The organism is Halobacterium sp. CBA1132 (assembly GCF_001485535.1).
Classification (GTDB): Archaea; Halobacteriota; Halobacteria; order Halobacteriales; family Halobacteriaceae; genus Halobacterium.
Window position 1 is genome coordinate 495060 of sequence record NZ_BCMZ01000001.1, and the last position, 19947, is coordinate 515006.

At 69.1% G+C, this 19947-nt stretch carries 23 protein-coding genes; 12 read left to right on the forward strand and 11 right to left on the reverse strand.

All coding sequences use genetic code 11. The annotated features are described in order from the left end of the window. Window positions 1-26 precede the first annotated feature (26 nt). From lysA to dapA, 4 genes are read right to left on the reverse strand one after another with little or no spacing between them, the layout of a single operon-like run. Window positions 27-1259, reverse strand: coding sequence for a diaminopimelate decarboxylase (gene lysA / locus AVZ66_RS02465; protein ID WP_058981496.1), 1233 nt, complete (start codon window positions 1257-1259; stop codon window positions 27-29). Then, the gene (locus AVZ66_RS02470) at window positions 1256-2134 is read right to left on the reverse strand and encodes a 2,3,4,5-tetrahydropyridine-2,6-dicarboxylate N-succinyltransferase (RefSeq protein WP_058981497.1); all 879 of its coding nucleotides are present in this window, start codon (window positions 2132-2134) and stop codon (window positions 1256-1258) included. The genes lysA and AVZ66_RS02470 overlap by 4 nt, the downstream gene beginning before the upstream one ends. After that, window positions 2131-2874, reverse strand: a complete 744-nt coding sequence (dapB, locus tag AVZ66_RS02475) for a 4-hydroxy-tetrahydrodipicolinate reductase (protein ID WP_058981499.1) — start codon at window positions 2872-2874, stop codon at window positions 2131-2133. Before dapB ends, AVZ66_RS02470 begins: the two co-directional genes overlap by 4 nt. After that, entirely contained in the window at window positions 2871-3776 is a 906-nt protein-coding gene (gene dapA / locus AVZ66_RS02480) for a 4-hydroxy-tetrahydrodipicolinate synthase (RefSeq protein ID WP_058981505.1), read from the reverse strand. The genes dapB and dapA overlap by 4 nt, the downstream gene beginning before the upstream one ends. Before the next feature lie 288 nt (window positions 3777-4064). Here dapA and AVZ66_RS02485 point away from each other — a divergent pair, with 288 nt between their 5' ends. Both AVZ66_RS02485 and AVZ66_RS02490 read left to right on the forward strand, forming a co-directional pair. Beyond that, window positions 4065-4706 carry a metallophosphoesterase gene (locus AVZ66_RS02485; RefSeq protein ID WP_058981506.1) on the forward strand — a complete coding sequence of 214 codons (642 nt, stop codon included), beginning with the start codon at window positions 4065-4067 and terminating at the stop codon, window positions 4704-4706. A 49-nt stretch (window positions 4707-4755) separates the two neighbouring features. Continuing rightward, window positions 4756-5253: an NYN domain-containing protein gene (locus AVZ66_RS02490; protein WP_058981507.1), complete on the forward strand. Its 498-nt coding sequence runs from the start codon at window positions 4756-4758 to the stop codon at window positions 5251-5253. Here AVZ66_RS02490 and AVZ66_RS02495 read toward each other — a convergent pair. Next, window positions 5250-5438 (reverse strand): hypothetical protein, encoded by a 189-nt coding sequence (locus AVZ66_RS02495; RefSeq protein ID WP_058981508.1) that lies wholly within the window; start codon window positions 5436-5438, stop codon window positions 5250-5252. The genes AVZ66_RS02490 and AVZ66_RS02495 overlap by 4 nt on opposite strands. Before the next feature lie 101 nt (window positions 5439-5539). On the opposite strand from AVZ66_RS02495, the gene AVZ66_RS02500 reads away from it, so the two are divergent. The 3 genes from AVZ66_RS02500 (at window position 5540) to AVZ66_RS02510 (ending at window position 7331) form a co-directional block, all read left to right on the forward strand. Beyond that, on the forward strand, window positions 5540-6010 hold the full coding sequence (locus AVZ66_RS02500; RefSeq protein WP_058981509.1) for a PUA domain-containing protein: 471 nt from the start codon (window positions 5540-5542) through the stop codon (window positions 6008-6010). A 218-nt stretch (window positions 6011-6228) separates the two neighbouring features. After that, window positions 6229-6615, forward strand: coding sequence for a nascent polypeptide-associated complex protein (locus tag AVZ66_RS02505; protein WP_058981510.1), 387 nt, complete (start codon window positions 6229-6231; stop codon window positions 6613-6615). Further along, entirely contained in the window at window positions 6612-7331 is a 720-nt protein-coding gene (locus AVZ66_RS02510) for a tRNA (adenine-N1)-methyltransferase (protein ID WP_058981511.1), read from the forward strand. Before AVZ66_RS02505 ends, AVZ66_RS02510 begins: the two co-directional genes overlap by 4 nt. A gap of 185 nt (window positions 7332-7516) precedes the next feature. On the opposite strand, the gene ftsZ is transcribed toward AVZ66_RS02510, so the two are convergent. Genes ftsZ through AVZ66_RS02530 form a run of 4 tightly spaced genes read right to left on the reverse strand, consistent with a single transcriptional unit; the run spans window position 7517 to window position 12468 of the window. Then, complete coding sequence (ftsZ, locus tag AVZ66_RS02515; RefSeq protein ID WP_058981512.1) at window positions 7517-8683, reverse strand: cell division protein FtsZ; 1167 nt, start codon at window positions 8681-8683, stop codon at window positions 7517-7519. Window positions 8684-8710: 27 nt separating this feature from the next. Beyond that, the gene (locus AVZ66_RS02520) at window positions 8711-10066 is read right to left on the reverse strand and encodes a D-aminoacyl-tRNA deacylase (protein WP_058981513.1); all 1356 of its coding nucleotides are present in this window, start codon (window positions 10064-10066) and stop codon (window positions 8711-8713) included. Between the two features lie 59 nt (window positions 10067-10125). Then, window positions 10126-11457 carry a sodium:calcium antiporter gene (locus tag AVZ66_RS02525; RefSeq protein ID WP_058981515.1) on the reverse strand — a complete coding sequence of 444 codons (1332 nt, stop codon included), beginning with the start codon at window positions 11455-11457 and terminating at the stop codon, window positions 10126-10128. 54 nt (window positions 11458-11511) lie between these two features. Further along, window positions 11512-12468 (reverse strand): calcium/sodium antiporter, encoded by a 957-nt coding sequence (locus AVZ66_RS02530; RefSeq protein ID WP_058981517.1) that lies wholly within the window; start codon window positions 12466-12468, stop codon window positions 11512-11514. 78 nt (window positions 12469-12546) lie between these two features. On the opposite strand from AVZ66_RS02530, the gene AVZ66_RS02535 reads away from it, so the two are divergent. From AVZ66_RS02535 to AVZ66_RS02560, 6 genes are all read left to right on the forward strand, one after another. Further along, entirely contained in the window at window positions 12547-13350 is an 804-nt protein-coding gene (locus tag AVZ66_RS02535) for a shikimate dehydrogenase (protein ID WP_058981519.1), read from the forward strand. 45 nt (window positions 13351-13395) lie between these two features. Further along, complete coding sequence (locus AVZ66_RS02540; RefSeq protein WP_058981520.1) at window positions 13396-14034, forward strand: helix-hairpin-helix domain-containing protein; 639 nt, start codon at window positions 13396-13398, stop codon at window positions 14032-14034. 45 nt (window positions 14035-14079) lie between these two features. Continuing rightward, window positions 14080-15558: an aminodeoxychorismate synthase, component I gene (gene pabB, locus AVZ66_RS02545; RefSeq protein WP_058981521.1), complete on the forward strand. Its 1479-nt coding sequence runs from the start codon at window positions 14080-14082 to the stop codon at window positions 15556-15558. Beyond that, window positions 15555-16139 carry an aminodeoxychorismate/anthranilate synthase component II gene (locus AVZ66_RS02550; protein WP_058981522.1) on the forward strand — a complete coding sequence of 195 codons (585 nt, stop codon included), beginning with the start codon at window positions 15555-15557 and terminating at the stop codon, window positions 16137-16139. The genes pabB and AVZ66_RS02550 overlap by 4 nt, the downstream gene beginning before the upstream one ends. Beyond that, the gene (locus AVZ66_RS02555) at window positions 16124-16978 is read left to right on the forward strand and encodes an aminotransferase class IV (RefSeq protein ID WP_058981525.1); all 855 of its coding nucleotides are present in this window, start codon (window positions 16124-16126) and stop codon (window positions 16976-16978) included. Before AVZ66_RS02550 ends, AVZ66_RS02555 begins: the two co-directional genes overlap by 16 nt. A 361-nt stretch (window positions 16979-17339) precedes the next feature. Continuing rightward, a complete protein-coding gene (locus tag AVZ66_RS02560) occupies window positions 17340-17759 on the forward strand; it encodes a Rieske 2Fe-2S domain-containing protein (RefSeq protein WP_058981527.1) in 420 nt (139 codons plus the stop codon). Here AVZ66_RS02560 and AVZ66_RS02565 read toward each other — a convergent pair. Beyond that, entirely contained in the window at window positions 17756-18046 is a 291-nt protein-coding gene (locus AVZ66_RS02565) for a transcriptional regulator (protein WP_058981529.1), read from the reverse strand. The two genes, AVZ66_RS02560 and AVZ66_RS02565, sit on opposite strands and share 4 nt — an antisense overlap. A 58-nt stretch (window positions 18047-18104) precedes the next feature. On the opposite strand from AVZ66_RS02565, the gene AVZ66_RS02570 reads away from it, so the two are divergent. Further along, window positions 18105-19073 carry a sugar phosphate nucleotidyltransferase gene (locus AVZ66_RS02570; RefSeq protein ID WP_058981531.1) on the forward strand — a complete coding sequence of 323 codons (969 nt, stop codon included), beginning with the start codon at window positions 18105-18107 and terminating at the stop codon, window positions 19071-19073. Window positions 19074-19311: 238 nt separating this feature from the next. Here the strand turns inward: AVZ66_RS02570 and AVZ66_RS02575 are convergent, their stop codons facing one another. Continuing rightward, window positions 19312-19935, reverse strand: a complete 624-nt coding sequence (locus AVZ66_RS02575) for a hypothetical protein (RefSeq protein ID WP_058981533.1) — start codon at window positions 19933-19935, stop codon at window positions 19312-19314. Window positions 19936-19947: the final 12 nt, after the last annotated feature.

Below are 19947 nucleotides of genomic sequence, written 5' to 3' on the forward strand. Positions count from 1 at the left end.
GTCGAGGTGTAGGTGGTGTACGGGAATCATCGTTCCGGGGTGGTGAGGTCGGACAGCGAGTCTCGTTCGCGGGCGAGCCGGTGGTCGCCGCCGTCGATGACGGCGACGGCGGGTCGCGGTCGAGAGTTGTACTGGGACGCCATTTCGACGCCGTAGGCGCCCGCGTTCCCGACCGCGAGCAGGTCACCGCGCTCCGGTCGGGGGAGCCGGCGGTCCGCCGCGAGTACGTCTGTGCTCTCACAGATGGGCCCGACCACCGTAACTGTGCGGGCGGGGCGGTCGTGGCTGTCGCGGGTGAGCGTCCGCACTTCGTGGTGGGCGTCGTAGAGCGCGGGCCGCAGGAGCGTCGTCATGCCGGCGTCGACGCCCGCCAGTGTCGGGCCGTCCGTGCGCTTGACGGTGTTCACTTCGGTCAGGAGGACGCCGGCGTCCGCGACGAGGAAGCGCCCGGGTTCGACGACCAGTTCTGCGTCCACGCCCGCGAGCGCGTCCCGGGTCGCGTCCGCCACCGAATCGAGGTCCAGCGGCTCCTCCTCGGGGCGGTACGGGACGCCGAAGCCGCCGCCGACATCCACGAATTCGAGGTCCATGGGCGCGTCGCGTGCGACCGCGGCGAGGCGTTCGACGACCTCGCGGTGGGCGTCGACGTCCGACTCGGAGAGCATCCCGCTGCCGACGTGGGCGTGAATCCCGACCACGTCGAACCCGCGGGCGTCGGCCTCGCGGAGCACGTCCGCCGCGCGGTCGTGGGGGATGCCGAATTTGGCGTCCGCGCCGGTCGCCACCTCGTCGCTGTGGCCGGCGCCGACGCCGGGGTGGACGCGGACCGCGAGCCGGCCGTCGAAGCCGCGCTCTTCGAGGCGGTCGATTGTGTCGCGGGCGCCCACGACGAACGTCGCCTCGGGCGCCGCCTCCAATACGTAGTCGAGGTCGCGGGCGGGCGGATTGACGGCCGTGTAGTGAATCTCGTCGGGCTCGTAGCCGGCGTCGAGCGCGCGGTACACCTCGCCGGCGGACGCGCACTCCGCGCCGGCGCCCGCGTCCCGGAGCGCTTCGAGGACCGCGCGGCCGGCGTTGGCCTTCACGGCGTAGTGGACATCGGCGTCCGGGAACGCGGCCGCGAGCCGGTCGTAGCTCTCTCTGACGCGGTCGAGGTCCTGCACGTACAGCGGCGTCTCGTACTCGGCTGCGAGGTCGCGAAGGTCGGCCGCCGACCAGTCCGCGAGCCGCCGCACGGCGCGGGCCTCGACGCGCGTCACGACCGCAGAACCTCCTCGCGTTGGGTCGCGTCGAGCGTCTCCGCTTCGAGGTCCATCGCGACGACGGCGGGCTTGAACGCGCCGCCGTCGAAGAGGTCGTGGTCGCCGACGCTGGACTCCACGTAGCGTGTGAACGCGCGGCGCTCCGGGGGCAGTTCGCCGTACAGAATCTCCTCCTCGACGAGGTCGTAGACGGGGATACGCGGCGTCAGCAGCGTGTTCTCGCCGACCACGGAGTCCTCGCCGACGACGAACCCGGAGGTGACCCGGCAGCCAGCGCCCAGCGACACGCCGTCCTCGACGACGACGGGCGCGCTCTCGACGGGTTCGAGCACGCCGCCGATGAGCGTGTTCGCGCCGAGCTTCACGTCCTCGCCGATCTGCGCGCAGGAGCCGACGGTGTCACAGGAGTCGACGAGCGTGCCGTCCCCGACGTGCGCGCCGATGTTCACGAACGCGGGGGACATCACGATGCAGTCCGAGCCGAGGTGCGCGCCGCGGCGGAGTACGGTGCCGTCGGGCGTGTTCCGCGTGCCGCGCTCGTAGAGGTCGTCGGTGTCGCGCAGCGGGAGCACGTCGTGGTAGGTGACGTCGCCGTACTCGCGGGGTTCGGTCTCGCGGAGCGCGAAGTTCAGGAGGACGCCGCGCTTGACCCACTCGACGGCCTCCCACTCGCCGTTGGTCTTCTCGGCGGCGCGCACGTCCCCGGCCTCCAGCGCGTCGAGGAACCCTTCGAGCGTGTCGGCGTCGTCGGCGCTCGCGGTTTCGGCTGTCAGGTCGCCGTCGACGGCTTCGCCGTCTGCCTGAGGCGTCTTCGACGCCTCTCCGGTTTCGTGTCGGTGCCACAGGTCTCGTACGTCAGATTCCAGACTCATAGTTCGGAAGCAACCTCCTCGAATCGGTAGAACTGGGCGGGCTGGTCGGCGAGCCACGCGGCGGCGTCGAGCGCGCCCGCCGCGAACACCGACCGATCGCCCGCGCGGTGTGTGAGTTCCAGCACTTCGCCGTTCCCCGCGAGCAGCGCCTCGTGTTCGCCGGTGACGTCACCGGCTCGGCGCGCGTGTACGCCGATTTCGCCCTCTTCGCGGGGCTGGTCGCCCACGCGACCGTGGACGCGCTCGGATTCGCCCCGTTCGTCTTCGATGCGGTCGAGTAAGACGTTCGCGGTGCCGCTGGGCGCGTCGCGCTTCCCGTTGTGGTGGGTCTCGGTGACCTCGACGTCATACTCGGGGAGTGCGCCGACCGCTTCCTCGACGGCGTCCAGCAGCGCCTGCACGCCCCGCGAGAAGTTCGCGCCGAGCAGGACGGGCGCGTCGCTGCCCGCGTCACGAAGTGTGTCCAACTGCTCGTCGTCGAAGCCCGTGGTGCCGACGACGACGGGGACGCCGGCGTCCGCGCAAGCGGTCACGTACTCCACGCTCACCTCCGGCACGGTAAAGTCCACGACCGCGTCAGGATTCTCGGCCTCCACCAGCGACCCGAACTCGCTGGCGGGGTCGAGGCCGTCGCCGCCGTCACGAGACGTCGCGAACGCCACGTCGACGCCGCGCTCGCTGGCGGCCTCCCGGACCTCGCGGCCCATCCGTCCGGTCGCGCCAGTGACCCCGATTCTCATGCGGGTACCTCCGCCTCGTCGAGCGCGGCGAGCGCCTCGCGGAGTCGTTCGCGCGTCTCCTCGGACGCGTCGGTGAGCGGCGACCGGTAGTTCGCGTCGCCGTGGCCGCGAATCTCTCGGGCGGCCTTCACGGGAATCGGGTTCGTCTCCGCGAACAGCGCGCGGTTCAGCGGTTCGAGTTCCTGGTGGCGCTGGCGCGCAGTGTCGTAGTCGCCGTCGTGGGCCGACCAGACGAGGTCGCTGACGCGCTCGGGTTCGACGTTCGCGGTGACGCTGATGGTCCCGGTGCCGCCGACCGAGAGGACGGGTAGCGTCAGGCCGTCGTCGCCGGAGAGCACGCCGAAGTCCTCCCCGCGTGTGCGCTCGACGACCTCGCTGATGCGGCCGACATCGCCGCTGGCGGCCTTGTAGCCGACGATGTTCTCGTGGCTCGCGAGCGCTTCGGCGGTCTCCACGGCGATGTTGCGCCCGGTCCGCGAGGGCACGTTGTAGATAATCTGGGGGGCGTCCACGCGGTCCGCGATTTCCCGGTAGTGGGCCTCCATTCCCTCGGGTTCGGGCTTGTTGTAGTACGGGGAGATGAGCAGCAGGGCGTCCGCGCCCGCGTCGACGGAGCGCTGGGAGAGCCCCAGCGCCTCGTGCGTGGAGTTACTGCCGGCGCCCGCGATAATCGGGACTTCGTCGCCGACCTCGTCGACGACGACTTCCACGACTTCGACGTGCTCGTCGTGGGTGAGCGTCGCGCTCTCGCCGGTCGAACCCACGGGCACGACGCCGTCGACGCCGCGGTCGACGAGGCGTCGAGCGTGCGCTCGCAGTCGGTCGAAATCGATGCTGCCGTCGGCCGCGAACGGCGTCGTCATCGCGGGGAAGACGCCGTTCACGAATGTTGTGTGGTCCATCTGGGTTTGGGTGTCGCGTCGGAGTCGGTGTGCGGGCCGTGCGTCCGTCGGCGGCCCGGCACGGGAGTGCTACGCCCGCAGCGAGCCGTGCGTGTCGGCTGTGCTGCGTTTGCGTTTACCCGAGAAGGAGACGGCACTCTCGTCGCCGACGAACCGCGTCCCGAGAGCGCCACTCATACGCGTACCTGTGGGTGTCGGAGAGTAAAGAGTTGTCGCCGCGCGCAAGCACTGCCGTTCGGGGCGACGCATCGAGAGCTTTTTGCCGCGTCTGTCCGCAGGTCCGTGTAGATGCTAGTCCTCGGGGACGCCCACGCGACCACGCCCGACCGACGGCAATCGCTGTTTGCCGCGTACCGCGCGGCCGACGCCGATGTCGCGCTCCAAGCGGGCGACCTCATGTACTACGACCTCCCGATTCCGACGTACTTCATCGGCGGCAACAACGAGGACTTCGACGTCGTCGAGGCGCTGCGCCACGGGCGCGTCGAGAGCGACGATGTCTCGAACGCCTACCTCCTCCACAGCACCGCCGAGACCGTCGCCGGCCTGCGCGTCGCCGGGCTCTCCGGGAACTACGCGCCCACGCAGTTCGAGAAGTCCCGCGAGCAGCTCTACGACGACCGCCGCCGCCACTTCGTCCGTGAGGACGTCGAGCGAGCCAAGCAGCTCGACGACGTGGATGTCTTCCTCGCGCACGAAGCCCCACACGGACTCCCCGTCACCGAAGAGTACGAGGTCGGCTGCGACCACATCGACACCATTCTCGAAGCCCTCGAACCCGACCTCTGTCTGGTCGGCCACCACCACGAACACGCCGAGAGCGAGTTCGGGTCGACGCGCGTGGTCGGGCTGGCGCCCGCGTGGGACTCCTACTACGAACTCGACCCGGACTCGCTGTCGCTGACGCGCCACGAGACGCCGCCGGCGTAGCCCGTCCGGGTCGCGCACCTTCTTTACGGCGCCGGCGCCTACGGCTCGTATGGCTCCAATCCAATCGGGGCAGCGGGTCGCCGTGCTGGTCGACTCGCAGAACCTCTACCACTCCGCGCACAGCGTCTACTCTCGGAACATCGACTACTCCTCGCTCCTCGAGAAGGCCGTTCAGGACCGCGAACTGACGCGCGCCATCGCGTACGTCATCCGCGCCCAGTCCGAAGACGAGGACAGTTTCTTCGACGCGCTCCGCGACATCGGCTTCGAGACGAAAATCAAGGACATCAAGACGTTCGGTGACGGCTCGAAGAAAGCCGACTGGGACGTCGGCATGAGCCTCGACGCGGTGACGCTCGCCGACCACGTCGACACCGTCGTGCTCTGCACGGGGGACGGCGACTTCTCCCGGCTCTGCAACCACCTCCGCCACGAGGGCGTCCGCGTGGAAGTGATGGCGTTCGAGGAATCCACCGCCGAGGAACTGGTGGACGTCGCGGACTCGTTCGTCGACCTCAGCGAGCGAGAAGAGACGTTCCTGCTCTAAACCATCCGGCCGTCGGTGCCCGTCGACCCCATCAGTAGCGACCCGGCCGCCAGCAGCGTCGTCGCGACGGCCGCGACGACCAACAGCAGCGTCGTCGCCGACGGGTCGAGACTCGCCCACACCAACATCGCGGCGCCGACAGCGAGCAGCACCGCCGCAATCCCGATTTTCGCGGTGTCGTTCATGCCTCCGGGTTGCGGCCCACACCACATAAACGCATCCACTTTCCGGACGCCCGCGCCGGCGACCCGAAGTGGCTTTACGCCCGCCAGCCGACCCTCGACGCATGCAGGACGCGGACGTGCACTCGCTGCGCACCGTCGCCGACTACCAGTTCGGGGCCGGCGCGGGGTCGGCGCTGTTCCCGCCGGAGGAACGCTTCGAGGTGCAGCGCTCGACCACCGGCCGCCCACAGCAGGTCGCTCGCGACGACGGCGCGCGCCTCGTTTCCGTCGGGATGGACGGCCGCTTTACGCTCGGCACCGCGGGCGGCCGCCGTCTCGTCGACGACCTTCCACACCCTGCGGTGCGCGTGGTCGTCGGCGACGACAGCGAGCCGTTCGTCCGCGAGGGGAAGAACGTCTTCGCGAAGTTCGTCCAGACGGTCGACCCGGACGTCCGCGCCGGCGACGAGGTCGCGGTCGTCCACGAGCGCGGCGCGCTGCTCGCGGTCGGTCGCGCGGAACTGGACGCTGGCTCGATGCTCGACTTCGACACCGGGATGGCAGTGATGGTGCGGGATAGCGTCCAGAAGTAATCACCGGACGAGCGAAGCGAGTCCGGGCCGAGGAGCGACCGTAGAGAGTGGTTCGAAAGGCGCTGCGCGCCTTTCGTCATCACGAAAGACGGCGGAGCCGTCTTTCGAACGATGACGCTGGCTTTTGGCCGAGATTTTGCAAGCGAGGAAGCGAAGCGACCGAGTGCAGCAAAAGGTCGTTCGTCATCCTTTTCACGCCGCGACGCGACGCTTCGGGCATGTTTGGCGGAGGCGGCATGAACCCCCAGAAGATGCAGCAGATGATGAAACAGATGGGCATCGACGTCGACGAGATCGATGCCACCGAGGTCGTCATCAAACAGGCCGACGGCGACCAGCTCGTCTTCGACAACCCGGACGTCACGAAGATGGACGCGCGCGGGCAGGAGACCTACCAGATTATCGGTGAACCCGAGACCGTCGAGAGCGCGGGCGAGATCGAAGCCGAGGCCGATGTCGAGGCACCGGGCGAGAGCGGCGGCGGGATTCCCGAGGACGACATCGAGCTGGTCGTCCAGCGGACCGGCGCCACCGAGGCCGACGCGCGCGCTGCGCTGGAGGCGACCGACGGCGACCTCGCCGCGGCCATCTCCCGGCTGGAGTGATTCTGCTCGTTCGGGAGGACCGGGAGTTCCTCGCTGCACCGGGCGACGAGGTCCACACCGACCTCGGCGTCATCGACGTCCCCGAGAACGTCGAAGCCGGTGAGACGGTGGAGACGCATCTCGGTGAGCCGTTCACGGTCCGAGAGCTACGCGGCCCGGACCTGTTCAACCACCTCGACCGGACGGGCGCGCCGATGATGCCCAAGGACATCGGGTTGATTGTCGGACACACGGGCGCCTCGCGCGGCGACCGCGTGCTCGACGCCGGCACGGGGACGGGCGTGCTCTCGGCGTACCTCGGGCGCCTCGGCGCGGACGTCGTGACGTACGAGCGCGACGCGGAGTTCGCCGAGGTCGCACGCGAGAACATGGAACTCGCGGAAGTCGCGGACCGCGTGGACGTTTGCACGGGCGACGTGACCGACCACCTCGACGACCTCGCGGAGTTCGACCTGCTGACCTTGGACACGGAGAACGCACCGGTAGTCGTCGGGCAGGCGACCGACCTCCTGATTTCGGGCGGCTACGCCGCCGTCTACTCCCCGTTCGTGGAGGACGCCCGCGAGGTCAATCTCGCGGCCGAGGAAGCGGGTCTCGTGAACGTGGAGACTGTCGAGACGATTCAGCGGGAGATGGATGTCGACGAACGCGGCTCGCGGCCGTCCACTGCGGGCGTCGGCCACACCGGCTACTTGACGTTCGCGCGGAACCCGTAGCTGTCCGGCGGCTCGTTCTCGGGGACGGCTCGCCGCCTCGCCGCATCCACCGTCCCGCTCTCGATTACTGCATAGCCCGGGCTGGTCGCGTTCCCGTATGTAAACTTTGGGCGTAGTGGTGGCTGTAGGGTCGAAAGCGAGCATACGCGCGAGCGTAGCGAGCGCACCCGAAGCGGAAAAAGGTACTACTCGACGTAGTCGATGTCGTCCATGTCGCTGCCGGCGTCGTCGGGTTCAGGCTCGGGTTCGGGTTCGGGGTCGTCGCCGCGGCCGTAAATCTGCGGGGAATCGACGCCGGTGACGACAACCATGGTGCGCATCTCGCCTTCGATGTCTTCGTCGACGCTGGTCCCCCAGATGATGCGGGCGTCGGGGTCGATGCGGTCGTAGAGCTGTTCGACGACGCCTTCGGCCTCCTCGATGCTCATGTCCGGGCCGCCAGTGACGTTGACGAGCGCGGAGTTCGCCGAGGAGATGTCGACGTCGAGCAGCGGGGAGCGTAGCGCGCTCTTGACGGAGTCGGCGGCTTTGGCGTCGGAGTCGGCTTCGCCGAGGCCGATCATGGCGACGCCGCCTTTCTCCATGACGGTGCGAACGTCGGCGAAGTCGAGGTTGACGAGGCCGGGCTTGGTGATGAGTTCCGTGATGCCCTTCACCGAGCGCATGAGGACTTCGTCGGAGACCTTGAACGCTTCGCGGACGGGGAGCTTGCCGACCGAGTCGAGGAGACGGTCGTTGGGAACGACGATGACGGTGTCGGCGACGTCGCGGAGGCGTTCGAGGCCGGCTTCGGCGTTCGTGCGGCGGACCTCGCCCTCGGCCGTGAACGGCGTCGTGACGATGGCGATGGTGAGCGCGCCGGCGTCACGGGCGGCCTTCGCGACGACAGGCGCGGAGCCAGTACCAGTGCCGCCGCCGAGACCGGCGGTGACGAACACCATGTCCGAGCCCTCGATGGAGTCCCGAATCTCGTCCTGGGATTCGAGGGCGGCTTCCTCGCCGACCTGCGGGAGCGACCCCGCACCGCGGCCTTGGGTCTTCTGCTGGCCCATGAGAATCTTGGTGTCGGCCTCGATGTCGACGAGGTGCTGGACGTCCGTGTTGGCGGCGACGAGGGAGGCGCCGTGGATGCCCTCGTCGAACATTCGGTTGATGGTGTTCGACCCCGCGCCGCCGCAGCCGACGACGGTGATACTCGTCTGGAGTTCCTTGAGAACGTCCTCGAGTTCGTCGTCAGTCATCTCCCCGGTGGGGACGCTGGCGGACGACCCCTCTGACGGGACGTCACCTGCTTCCGAGGCCGAGTCCTCGTCCTCGGCCTCGTCGATGGCGTCCTGCACAATCGAGTCCATTGTTGCGTAACGGGTAGCGTGTGAAGCTTAATTACCTTTCCCCTCGGTGTCGGACGCGCGTCGTACGCGCTCACGCGTCCGTTCGCGGAGCCCCACCGAAACGGATGTCGTCTCGGTCCGGGTGACCTCGCTGGGTCGAATCTCCGCGCCGTCGACGTCGACTGGTTCGCCGGCGGCGAGGCGGCCGAACTTCGGGCCTTCGGGGACGCCGAGGTCGCTTGCGGCCGCGGGGTCGAACGTGTCTCGGGTCGCGCTCAGCGTGTCGTCCTCGCGGGCCACGTTGTAGTCCCGTTCCAGAATTTCGGCAGCCCGTTCGAGGAACGCGTCGTAGGCTTCGGCGTCCTCGAACGCGACGGGGCCGGCGAGCCGGTTGCCGTTCTCCTCGGTGGCGTACGCGAGCGCGGTTTCAGCGGCCGCGTCGACGGTCGCCTCGGAGTCGGTCGCGTGGACTGCGTCGAGCAGGTCGGCTGGGAGGTCTACGACTGTGTAGTCGCCGTCGTAATCCGTAGCGCGCTCGCCGAACCGGAGGCCGTCGTCCACGGGGCGGACGTGGTCTTCGACACTCTGCACGAGGGCCAGCGGGACGCCGTCGGTCTCTCTGACCCACGTTTCGCTGACGACGCGGTGGCCCGCCGCCGAGACGACACGCTCGACGACGGGCTTGTCGCCATCGACCACCGCGTGTTCGGCGCCGCTCGCTTCGAACATTCGGTCGACGACCTCGCGGTGGGCTTCTGGGTCGCCGAGGCCGTCGAGACACCAGTCGGCGGCGACATGGCCGACGCCCCAGTCGGTCTCCCTGACGATGCGTGTGGGGCGGGGCGCGTAGTGGCCGCCCCCGAACGCGACGAGCGCGCGGTCGGAGCGCGCGTCGACGCCGCGGAGGTCGATAACGGCCTGCGCGACCGCTCGGGCGCCCTCGGGGTCGTCCCACTGTTCCTCGTCGCTGCCGAGTTCCACGAACATCGACGGCGCGCTCACCTCGGTCGGACCGTGGTGCGTGCACTCCATACCGACCTCGTAGCCGTCGGGAGCATGCTCGCGGAGCGCGTCAACGACCTCGCGGTGAGCGTTCGGGCAGGCGTCCGCGAGCGCGCGGTCCTCGCCGCCGTACTCCGCGTCGCCGAAGTTCCCGGTGTGGTGAGCAGTCAACAGCGCGCCGGTGTCGCCGGCGTGCCGAGAGACCACCACCACGTAGTCGGGGTCGTCGAACGCCGCCGCCGGGTCCTCGATGTCGATGTGGAGGTCGTCGAACTCCCGCAACTCGAAGCCGTCCGCGCGGTAGACGCCCGCGTCGGTCTGCTCGAAGTCGCCGAGGTCCAGCAGGTGTTCGCCGATGTGTTCGGACGCGCTGTCGGCGCGGCTCACGACGATTCCAATCACGGTCCCGTCTACTCGCCGGTTCGTAAAACGACTGCCGTTCCCCGCCGAACCCGCCGGCGTCAGTCGGCGCTCGCGCCGAACGCCGAGCGCGCGCCCCGGATGGTGACCTTGACGAGTCGAGCGACGGACTCGCGGCGCTGCACGAGCAACACGGCGGCGAGCGCGAGGTAGACGGCGGTGTACACGTACAGCATGAGGATACTGATTTCGGTGGCGCGCGGTTCAGCGACCAATCGGATAACCGCGAACTCGGCGAACACCTGCGTGAGGAACAACACGAGCAGCGTGATGCCCTCCCAGACGGCGATGTTGAGGTTCGCGAGGATGGCGATGGCGAAGAGGCTCTGCGCGGCGGTGATCCAGATTTCGGCCGCCTGCTTCTCGTCGAACGGGAGCGTCGCGACACTCCCGTACGCGATGCTGTAGACGACGGCGAGCGTGCCGACGAGCAGCGTCCACTGGTTGAGCTTCGAGGAGATGAGCGCGTTGAACCCGGCCGTCGAGCGCGCCTTGTTAACGAGGTAGATGACGACGATGAGTTCGGGGGCTTCGGAGGCCAGTGGCGCAATCCACTGAATCATGAAGAACGCCGGGATGCCGGCGCTCTCGCCGAGCACTTCGAGGCCGTGCGCGAACGGGTGGACGGCGGTGTAGATGACCGCGCCGGAGAACGCGAACAGGCCGAGTACAGTGGCGACGCGGATTGGTCGCCGGAATCCTTGGAGGTACGCGGGAACGCCGACGTGTTCGGTGTCGTGGGAGACATCGCCGCGGATGATGATGGCGATGTACGTCGCGAACAGCCCCACGAGAACGACGGTGTCGAGGATGTCGATGCCGCCGCGGAGCGGGACGAGGAACGCGTAGAGGGTCGCCGCGAGCAGGAACGTGATTTCTGTGGCGATGGCGGGGTCGAGGTTCACGACGCTGCGGAGGCCGCCGCGCTGTTCGACCGCGGGGTCCTTCGAGGAGCGGGCCTTGTAGACGGTGAACAGCGCGACGCCGGACCACCCGAGGCCGATGAGGATGCGGTTCGCGCCGGTCATGTTCGCGACCGCGAGGTTCGCCGCTTCGATGCCGCGCGCGGTGCCGGCGTTCGCGCCGGCGGTCCACGCGTACAGCGCGTCGACGGCGTACTCGGGGGCGACCGCGAGCACCGCGAGCACGGCGATGGCGAACGCCGGCGGGACGTCCTTCTCGGCGGTCTCGGCGCCCCACGCCAGCAGGAACGCCGCGCCGAGGACCGCGATGCCGCTGATTGCGACGGTCACGGGTTCACCCAGGCCGTACGCGTCGGGGCCGCCGGTGAGGAAGATACCCACCCACGGCGCGGTCAGCAGCGCCGCCACCGCTAGCGCCGCCAGCGGATGCCGCACCTTCTCTCGGAGCATACCGAGACTGTCCGGGAAGCGCTCCCTAACACTTGTGGTTAGCGAACCCCGGGACTACGGCAGCAGGAAGTAGACGAAGCCGACGTAGCCGGCAATCAGGCCGGCGCCTTCGACGCGCGTGATGCGCTCGCCGAGCGCCATGATGGCGAGCGCGGCGACGGTGAACCCCAGCATCACGGGGAACTCGTAGCTGACCGTCGACCCGGTCACCGTGATGGGGACGAGGACGGCGACGATACCGATGACCGCGAGCACGTTGTAGATGTTCGACCCGACGACGTTCCCGATGGAGAACTCGGCTTCGCCGCGAATCGCGCTCACGAGCGATGTCGCCAGTTCGGGGACGGAGGTGCCGAACGCGATGATGGTGAGGCCGATGAAGAGGTCGCCGAAACCCCACGCCATCAGGACGCCGCGACCGCCGGTGATGAGCGCCCGAGAGCCGGCGAGCAGCAACACGATGGCGCCGACGAGCGTGACGTACTCGCGGGCGCCGGCGGTCGCGGATTCGTCGTCCATCTCGACGTCTTCGGGGAGCGCGACGTCGTCCTCCTGCTGGGACTTGTAGTAGAGGTAGCCGGTGAAGCCGGCCAGCAACGCGAGCAGGACCACGCCGTCGAACGCCCCGAGGCTGCCGTCCGTGCCGAGCGCGACGAGCGCGACGGCGGCCGTGAACATGAACGGGCCGTGCTGGTAGAGCGTCTTGTCGTCGACTTCCATCGGACGCACTACCGCGGACGCGCCGAGCACGAGGCCGATGTTGGCGATGTTCGACCCGACGATGTTGCCGAGCGCGATGCTGTCGGAGGCGGTCAGCGCGCCGGTGGCGCTGACGAACAGTTCGGGCGCGGTGGTGGCGAACGCGACGATGGTGACGCCGACCGTCGCCGCCTTCACGCCGTGGGAGAGCGCGAGCGCGGACGCCGCGGCGACGAGCAACTCGGCGCCGACGTAGAGCAGCAGGATGCCGACGACTAGTATCGCGCCGTCGACGAGGAGTGTGCCGGCCATACGCCGGGAAACTGGCTCGCGGGCAAAAACGGTTCGGAGTGAGCATCAGTTATAAACGACGGGCGAGTTCGTCGACGCGTGCAGGTATTCGGACTCGTCGGGAACCCGGTCGAGCACTCGCTGTCGCCGCCGATGCACGAGGCCGCGTACAGCGAACTCGGCGTGGACGCCCGGTACGTCACGTTCGAGCCGGCGCGCGAGGACATCGAGACGGCAATCGAGGGCGCCGACGCGCTCGGCGTCGCCGGCCTGAACGTCACCATCCCGTTCAAGCAGGCGGTCCTCGACGTCGTCGGCCCGGACGACCTCGCGGCGCGCATCGGCGCTGTCAACACGGTGGACTTCTCCGGGGACACCGTCACCGGCCACAACACGGACGCCGAAGGCGTGCGGCGCTCGTTCGCCCACCACGGCGTCGAACTCGACGGCCGTGACGCGGTCGTCGTGGGTGCGGGCGGCGCGGGTCGCGCGGCGGCGTTCGCGCTCGCCGACGCGGGCGCGACCGTCAGCATCGCCAACCGAACTGTCGAAACCGCGGAGCTACTGGCCGACGACGTCGGAAGCGCCGCGTCCGCCCACGGCCTCGACGTGCTCCCGGAACTGCTCGCGGACGCCGACGCCCTCGTGAACGCGACGAGCGTCGGGATGGAGGAAGACGAGTCGCCCGTGCCAGCGGCCGCGCTCCACGGGGACCTCGCAGTGTTGGACGCGGTGTACGCGCCGCTGGAGACGCGGCTGTTACGCGACGCCGCCGACGTGGGCGCCACCACGATAGACGGCGCGTGGATGCTGCTGTTCCAGGGCGTCGCGGCGTTCGAACTGTGGACGGGACGAGACGCGCCGATAGCCGCGATGAACGACGCGCTGCGTGCGAAACTCTGACCGTCGGGCACGGCTTTAAGTGGAGTCGGAGGGTATGGCCAGCTAATGGGACTGCTCTCGACACTCAAATCGCTGCTCGGAATGGAGGAGGAGAGCCGCTCCGCCGGGAGCGGCGTCGACGTAACCGTCGAACACGAACCGTCGACGGAATCCGAGCGAGCGGTCAAGGAATCGGACGCTGAAACCGGAGACGAGGACGACGTCGACGAAACGGTCGCGACCGAAACCGACGCGGCCGCCTCGACGGAGTCGCTGGTCGACGAGGAACACACCGACGACTCGACGCGCGCCGCCGAACCGGCCGAAGCCGCCGGTACGGGCGACGAAGAAGTGCCCGAGACGGCCGAGGACGGCGTCGACGAAGCGGTCGCGTCCGAGACCGACGCGGCTGCTTCCACGGAGTCGCTGGTCGACGAGGACCACACCGACGACCCGACGCGGGCCGCCGAACCCGCGGAAGCCGCCAGCACGGGCGACGACGAGGACGCGACCGAGTCGGTCGACGGCGAATCGGTCACCGTGCTGAAGGGCATCGGACCGGCGTACGCCGACCGCCTCGAAGAGGCGGGCGTCCACACCGTCGCGGACCTCGCGGCCGCCGACCCCGAGGAAATCGCCGAGCGTATTGACCTCTCCGCGAAGCGGGTCGGCCGCTGGGTGGACGCCGCACAGAACCACGACTGATGGTCTCGCTGCGACCGCTGTCGGGCGTCTGCGGCCGGCCGACGCATGGGTGAGTCGGCGGCAGTCGTCACCGAGCGTGCGGACGTTCGCACCGCTGCGGCGACTGCACCGACCGACGCCCGCGTCGTCGTCGAAGCCCGCGTTCCGGTCGACGACCCCTTCGACGCGTACCGGCGCGCTCGGGGCGACGACCCCGCGTTCTACTACGAGACGACGGGCGGCAGCGACGGCTGGGGGTACTTCGGCGTCGCGCCGGACGAACTGTTGACCGTCGGCGCCGGGGAATCGGGCGCGCTGGACGTGCTCGCGGACCGCGTCGGTGCGACGGTCCTGCACGGCGACTGCGAAGTCCCCCACCCCGGTGGTCTGTTCGGCTGGCTCTCCTACGATGTCGCCCGTGACCTCGAAGCGTTACCCAGTAGCGCCGCCGCCGACCGCGAACTCCCGCGACTCCAACTCGGCGTCTACCCGGTCGTCGCGGCGTGGCGAGAACCGTTCACCGCTGGTGACACGCTTCGCTTCGTCGCCAACGTCCCCCACGAGGACGACGCGGACGCCGCCTTCGACGCCGGCGTCGAGCGCGTGCAGGCGCTGGCGGCTCGCGTCCGGGACGGTGACCCGGCCGTCGGGCCGCCACCGACCGACGAGCGCGCGCCGTTCGAGAGCGCGTGCGGCCGCACCGCCTACGAGGACCGCGTCCGCCGCATCAAAGAACACATCCGAGACGGCGACACGTTCCAAGCGAACGTCAGCCAGCGCCTCGAAGCCCCCGCGAGCGTCCACCCCGTCGAGGTGTACGCGGCGCTCCGTGACGCCAACCCGGCGCCGTACTCCGGACTCGTGGAGTTCCCGGGCGTCGACCTCGTGTCCGCTAGCCCCGAACTCCTGCTGGCGAAACGGGGCCGCGACCTCGTCACCGAACCCATCGCTGGTACCCGGCCGCGCGGGGACACGCCCGAAGCGGACGCCGACCTCGAAGCCGACCTGCGGCGCGACGAAAAGGAGCGCGCTGAACACGCCATGCTTGTCGACCTCGAACGCAACGACCTCGGGAAAGTCGCCGAGTACGGCAGCGTCGAGGTCGGCGAGTACCGCCGCGTCGACCGGTACAGCGAAGTGATGCACCTCGTCAGCGAAGTCCGCGGCCGACTTCGCGAGGGGTGTACGCTCGCGGACGCTATCGCCGCCGTCTTTCCCGGTGGAACTATCACCGGTGCGCCCAAGCCACGGACGATGGAGTTGCTCGACGCGGTGGAGGCCACTCGCCGCGGCCCCTACACCGGCAGCATGGCGGCCGTCGGCTTCGACGGCGACGCCACGCTCAACATCGTCATTCGGACGCTCGTTCGGTTCTCCGACGAGTACCACTTGCGCGTCGGCGCGGGCGTCGTCCACGACTCGGACCCGAGCGCGGAGTACGACGAGACCCTCGACAAGGCTCGCGCGCTCGTGACCGCCATCGACGACGCCTTCGACCGCACCGGCGACGCGTTCGCGCTCCGCGAGGAGGCGGTCGAACAGTGACCGTCCTCGTCGTGGACAACTACGACTCGTTCGCGTACAATCTCGTCCAGTACATCGGCGACAATGCCGACGACGTGGTCGTCCGCCGCAACGACGAAATCGACATCGACGGAATTCGCGGCCTCGACCCGGACGGCATTGTCGTCTCGCCCGGCCCCGGAACGCCCGACGACGCCGGCGTCTCGATTCCCGTCTTCCGCCGCCTCGACTACCCGACACTGGGCGTCTGCCTCGGCCATCAGGCGCTCTGCGCGGCCAACGGCGCGCCGGTCGAACACGCGCCCTCGGTCGTCCACGGCAAGGCCTCGATGGTCCGCCACGACGGCCGCGGCATCTTCGCGACCCTCCCGGACCGCGTCGAGACCGGCCGCTATCACTCGCTGTCCGTCCCGGAATCGGGGCTCCCCGACGACCTCGTGCCGACCGCGTGGACCGTCGACGAGCACGCCGACAGCGTGGTGATGGCGGTCCGCCACCGCGACCGGCCCCACGCCGGCGTCCAGTTCCACCCCGAGAGCATCCTCACACCGACCGGCGAGCAACTGATTCGCGGCTTCCTAGAGACGTGCACTACCACGTAGACGGCGAACTCGTGGCCGCCGAGGACGCCACCGTGAGCGTCCGCGACCGCGGGTTCCAGTACGGCGACGCCGCCTTCGAGACGCTGCGCGCGTACGGCGGGCAGGTGTTCGCGTGGGCCGCCCACGCCAAGCGCCTCCAAGCGACGTGTGACGCGCTCGGCATCGACCACGGGCTCTCGGACCGCGACCTCCGCGGGCGCATCCACGCGACGCTCGCGGCCAACGACCTCACGGACGCCTACGTCCGACTCACCGTCTCCCGGGGCGTCCAGCCCGGGAAGCTCGCGCCCGCCGACGACACCGACCCGACGGTCGTCGTCGTCGCCGAGGAACTCCCGCGCGGCGGCGTCGACGGCGAGCGCGTCTGGAACGAGCCCGCGACTGTCGCGACCGCCGCGGTCGAACGCGTCGCCGACGACGCGCTCCCCGCGGTCGCGAAGACGCACAACTACCTCAACGGCATCCTCGCGCGCATCGACGCCGGCGACGCCGACGAAGCCATCCTCCTCGACGCCGACGGGCGCGTCACCGAGGGCGCGACGAGTAACGTCTTCTTCGTCGACGACGGCACCCTGTACACGCCGAGTCTGGACCTCCCGGTTCTCCCCGGCGTCACGCGCTGGGCGGTCGTCGAACTCGCGGCCGAACTCGGCATCCCCGTCGAGGAAGGCCACTACACGCCCCGCGATTTACGCGCCGCCGACGAACTGTTCCTCACGAACACCACGTGGGAGGTCCGCCCCGTCGCAACTTACGACGACACCACCTACACCACGTGTAAGGTCGGCGCCCGCCTCGCTCGCGCGTTCGCCGAGGAAATCGAGCAGCGTCACTACTAACGCACGTTTTGCGCTGCGCTCGGCGGCTTCGCCGCCTCGCTCGGCAAAACCTGCACTAAAAGCACTCCTCCCTCCCGCCGCTCACTTCGTTCGCGTTAGTCGGTCGTCGGCCCGAGCGCTCACTGCTCACGGCTCGCTTCGCTCGCCGCTCGCACGTTCCGAGGCGTCCTCAGAACCGCGTTGCGGTTCTGACGGGCTGCGAAAATCGCTCTGCGATTTTCGAACGCTACGCGCCTCGCGCCGTTCGCGCTCGGTGAACCGCGTCGCTCGGGCTTTTCAAGCCGCTCGCTCGCGGATGCTCGTGCGTGAACGTCCGCAGATTCCGGCACGCTCAAATCCGCGCACCGAATACGCGGTGGCGATGGGAGACGAGCGCATCGCTGCGGTCGAGGAGGTGCCGGCCGAGGGAACGCTGCTGTACACGCTCGCCGACGACGGCGACGAGCGCGAGGCCATCCTGCTGAAACTCTCGGACGGCACTGTCACGTCGTTTCTGAACTACTGCATGCACTGGACGGACGTGAAACTCGACACCGGGAACGGCGCGCCCGTGCGGAACGGCGACGTGGTCTGCCGCAAGCACGCCGCGACCTTCGAGAAGGATTCGGGCGTCTGCACGCACGGCCCCTGCGAGGGCGCGCAACTCGACCCGGTCGCGGTCGAAACCCGCGACGGCGAGGTCTTCCTCGCGGACGGCGATTACGAGTTCGTGCGGGCGGGCGTCGACGAGGGCGACCCCGCCGACCTCTCGACGTCGCCGGGCGCGCGCCTCGGTTTCTAGCTTTCCTCGACGACGAACGCGGGCTCCTCGATGCTCTCGTGCTTGCACTCGGGGCACCGCGACGGCACGTTCACGGGGTCGTCGAAGTCGTTGAACCCGCAGTCCCGGCACTCCGGCGGCTTCACGAGCAGTTCCTCGTCGGTCCCTTCCAGCGTCTTCGAGAGGTGGCGGACGTGGGTCAGCACCGTGCCGCGCGAGACGCTGAACTCCTCGGCGAGGCCGCTGGGCGTGTCGGGGCGCTCGCGGAGCGTGTCGAGGACGCGCTCGCGCGTGGTCTGGTCGTCCATGCTCGAACAGGGAGACTGGATGAAAAAGGCCTTATCGGACGCGGAGTACCGTCGGGGTATGAAAGCCGTCGTCCTCGCCGGCGGGTACGCGACCCGGTTGTGGCCAATCACGAAACATCGGCCGAAGATGTTCCTCCCGGTCGGCGACTCGACAGTCATCGACGAGATCTTCGCGGACCTCGAAGCCGACGACCGCATCGACGAAGTGTTCGTCTCCACGAACGAGCGCTTCGCGGAGGACTTCCGCGAGTACCTCGCGGACAGCGACTTCGAGAAGCCGACGCTCACCGTCGAGGACACGTCCGAGGAGGACGAGAAGTTCGGTGTCGTCGGCGCGCTCGCCCAGCTCGTCGACCGCGAGAACGTCGACGACGACCTCGTCGTGGTCGCCGGCGACAACCTCATCAGCTTCGACATCGCGGAGTTCGTGGACTTCTTCGAGGCGAAGGGAACGCCCGCGCTGGCGGCCTACGACGTCGGTAGCCTCGAACGCGCGAAGTCCTACGGGCTCGTCGACCTCGACGGCGACGAGGTCGTGGACTTCCAGGAGAAACCCGAACACCCCAAGAGCACGCTCGTCTCCATCGCCTGCTACGCGTTCCCCCGGGAGACGCTGCCGGACCTCGACACGTACCTCGAAGAGGGCGAGAACCCCGACGAGCCCGGCTGGTTCCTGCAGTGGCTGCAGGCGCGTCAGGCCGTCCACGCGTTCACGTTCGAGGGCGCGTGGTTCGACATCGGCACGCCCGAATCCTACCTCGACGCGGTGCGCTGGAAGCTCGACGGCGAGAACCTCGTCAGCGACGACGCAACCGTCGAGAACACCACCGTCGGCGAGAACGTCCACGTGATGCCCGGCGCCGAACTCCGCAACTCCAGCGTCGACAACTCCGTCATCTTCCCGGACGCGACCCTGCACGACTGCGACGTCCGCGACTCCATCATCGACGAGCAGACGCGCCTCGAAGACATCGACTTCGCGGGCGCGCTCATCGGCGCGCACACCACGATATCCAACGGCGAGTGAGTCGCCGTGCGGTTCCCACCAACGATTCACCGTCGGAGTGGGGCGGAGCCCCACGGAGACGGGTCTTTTTAGCGTCCGTCCGAGCGGAGCGAGGAAGGGCTCGGGAGAGCTTCGCTCTCCCGGCGTAGATTTTTGCGCTGAGCGGGTTGCCGGCGGAGCCGGCAACGGAAAACGTGGCGGCTTTGCCGCCACGCGGTGGGCGAGCGTAGCGAGCGCACCCGAGGCGGAAAAAGGTACATTAGCAGACGGACTTGGCGTTCACACCCATCGATTCGAGCGCCTCGACGTACTCCTCGTAGGCGACGGCCACGACCTCGGTAGCCGCGGTTCTCGCGCGTTCCGCGTCCCCGTCGTCGTCCACCGCAGCCGCGAGCAGCGTTATCGCGGCCTCGGTGTCCTCCTCGGTGTCCGTGCGTAGCTCTCGGAACAGGTCCGCACGTGCTTCGTCGGCGCTGTTCACGAAGTAGCTCACGAACTGCGCGAGCGTGCGCTCGGCGACCAGTCCGCGGCCGACGACGGCGCCCGCGCGCTCGACGGTGTCGTCGAGGCCGCGGAGGTAGTCGTGGACAGCGCCGGGGTCGGCGGTCACGTCCTCGCCGAGTTCCGCGGCGACGCGCTCGTAGTGGTCGCGCTCGCGCTCCGCGAACGCGGTGAACGTCTCGGCGGCGTCACCAGTTTCGTCCGACGCCCACGCCGCGAACACGTCGGCCGCGGCGGCCTCGCTGGCGGCGGCCGCTCGTAGTACCGTGCCGTCGTCGAGGCTCGCGTCCGTGAGCGCGACGAGGCGCTTCGAGGAGCCGAGGCGGTCGAGTTCGGTCTCCACGGCGGCCGCCACGTCGTCGCGGAAGTCGTCGACGTTCATGGTTCCGAATTC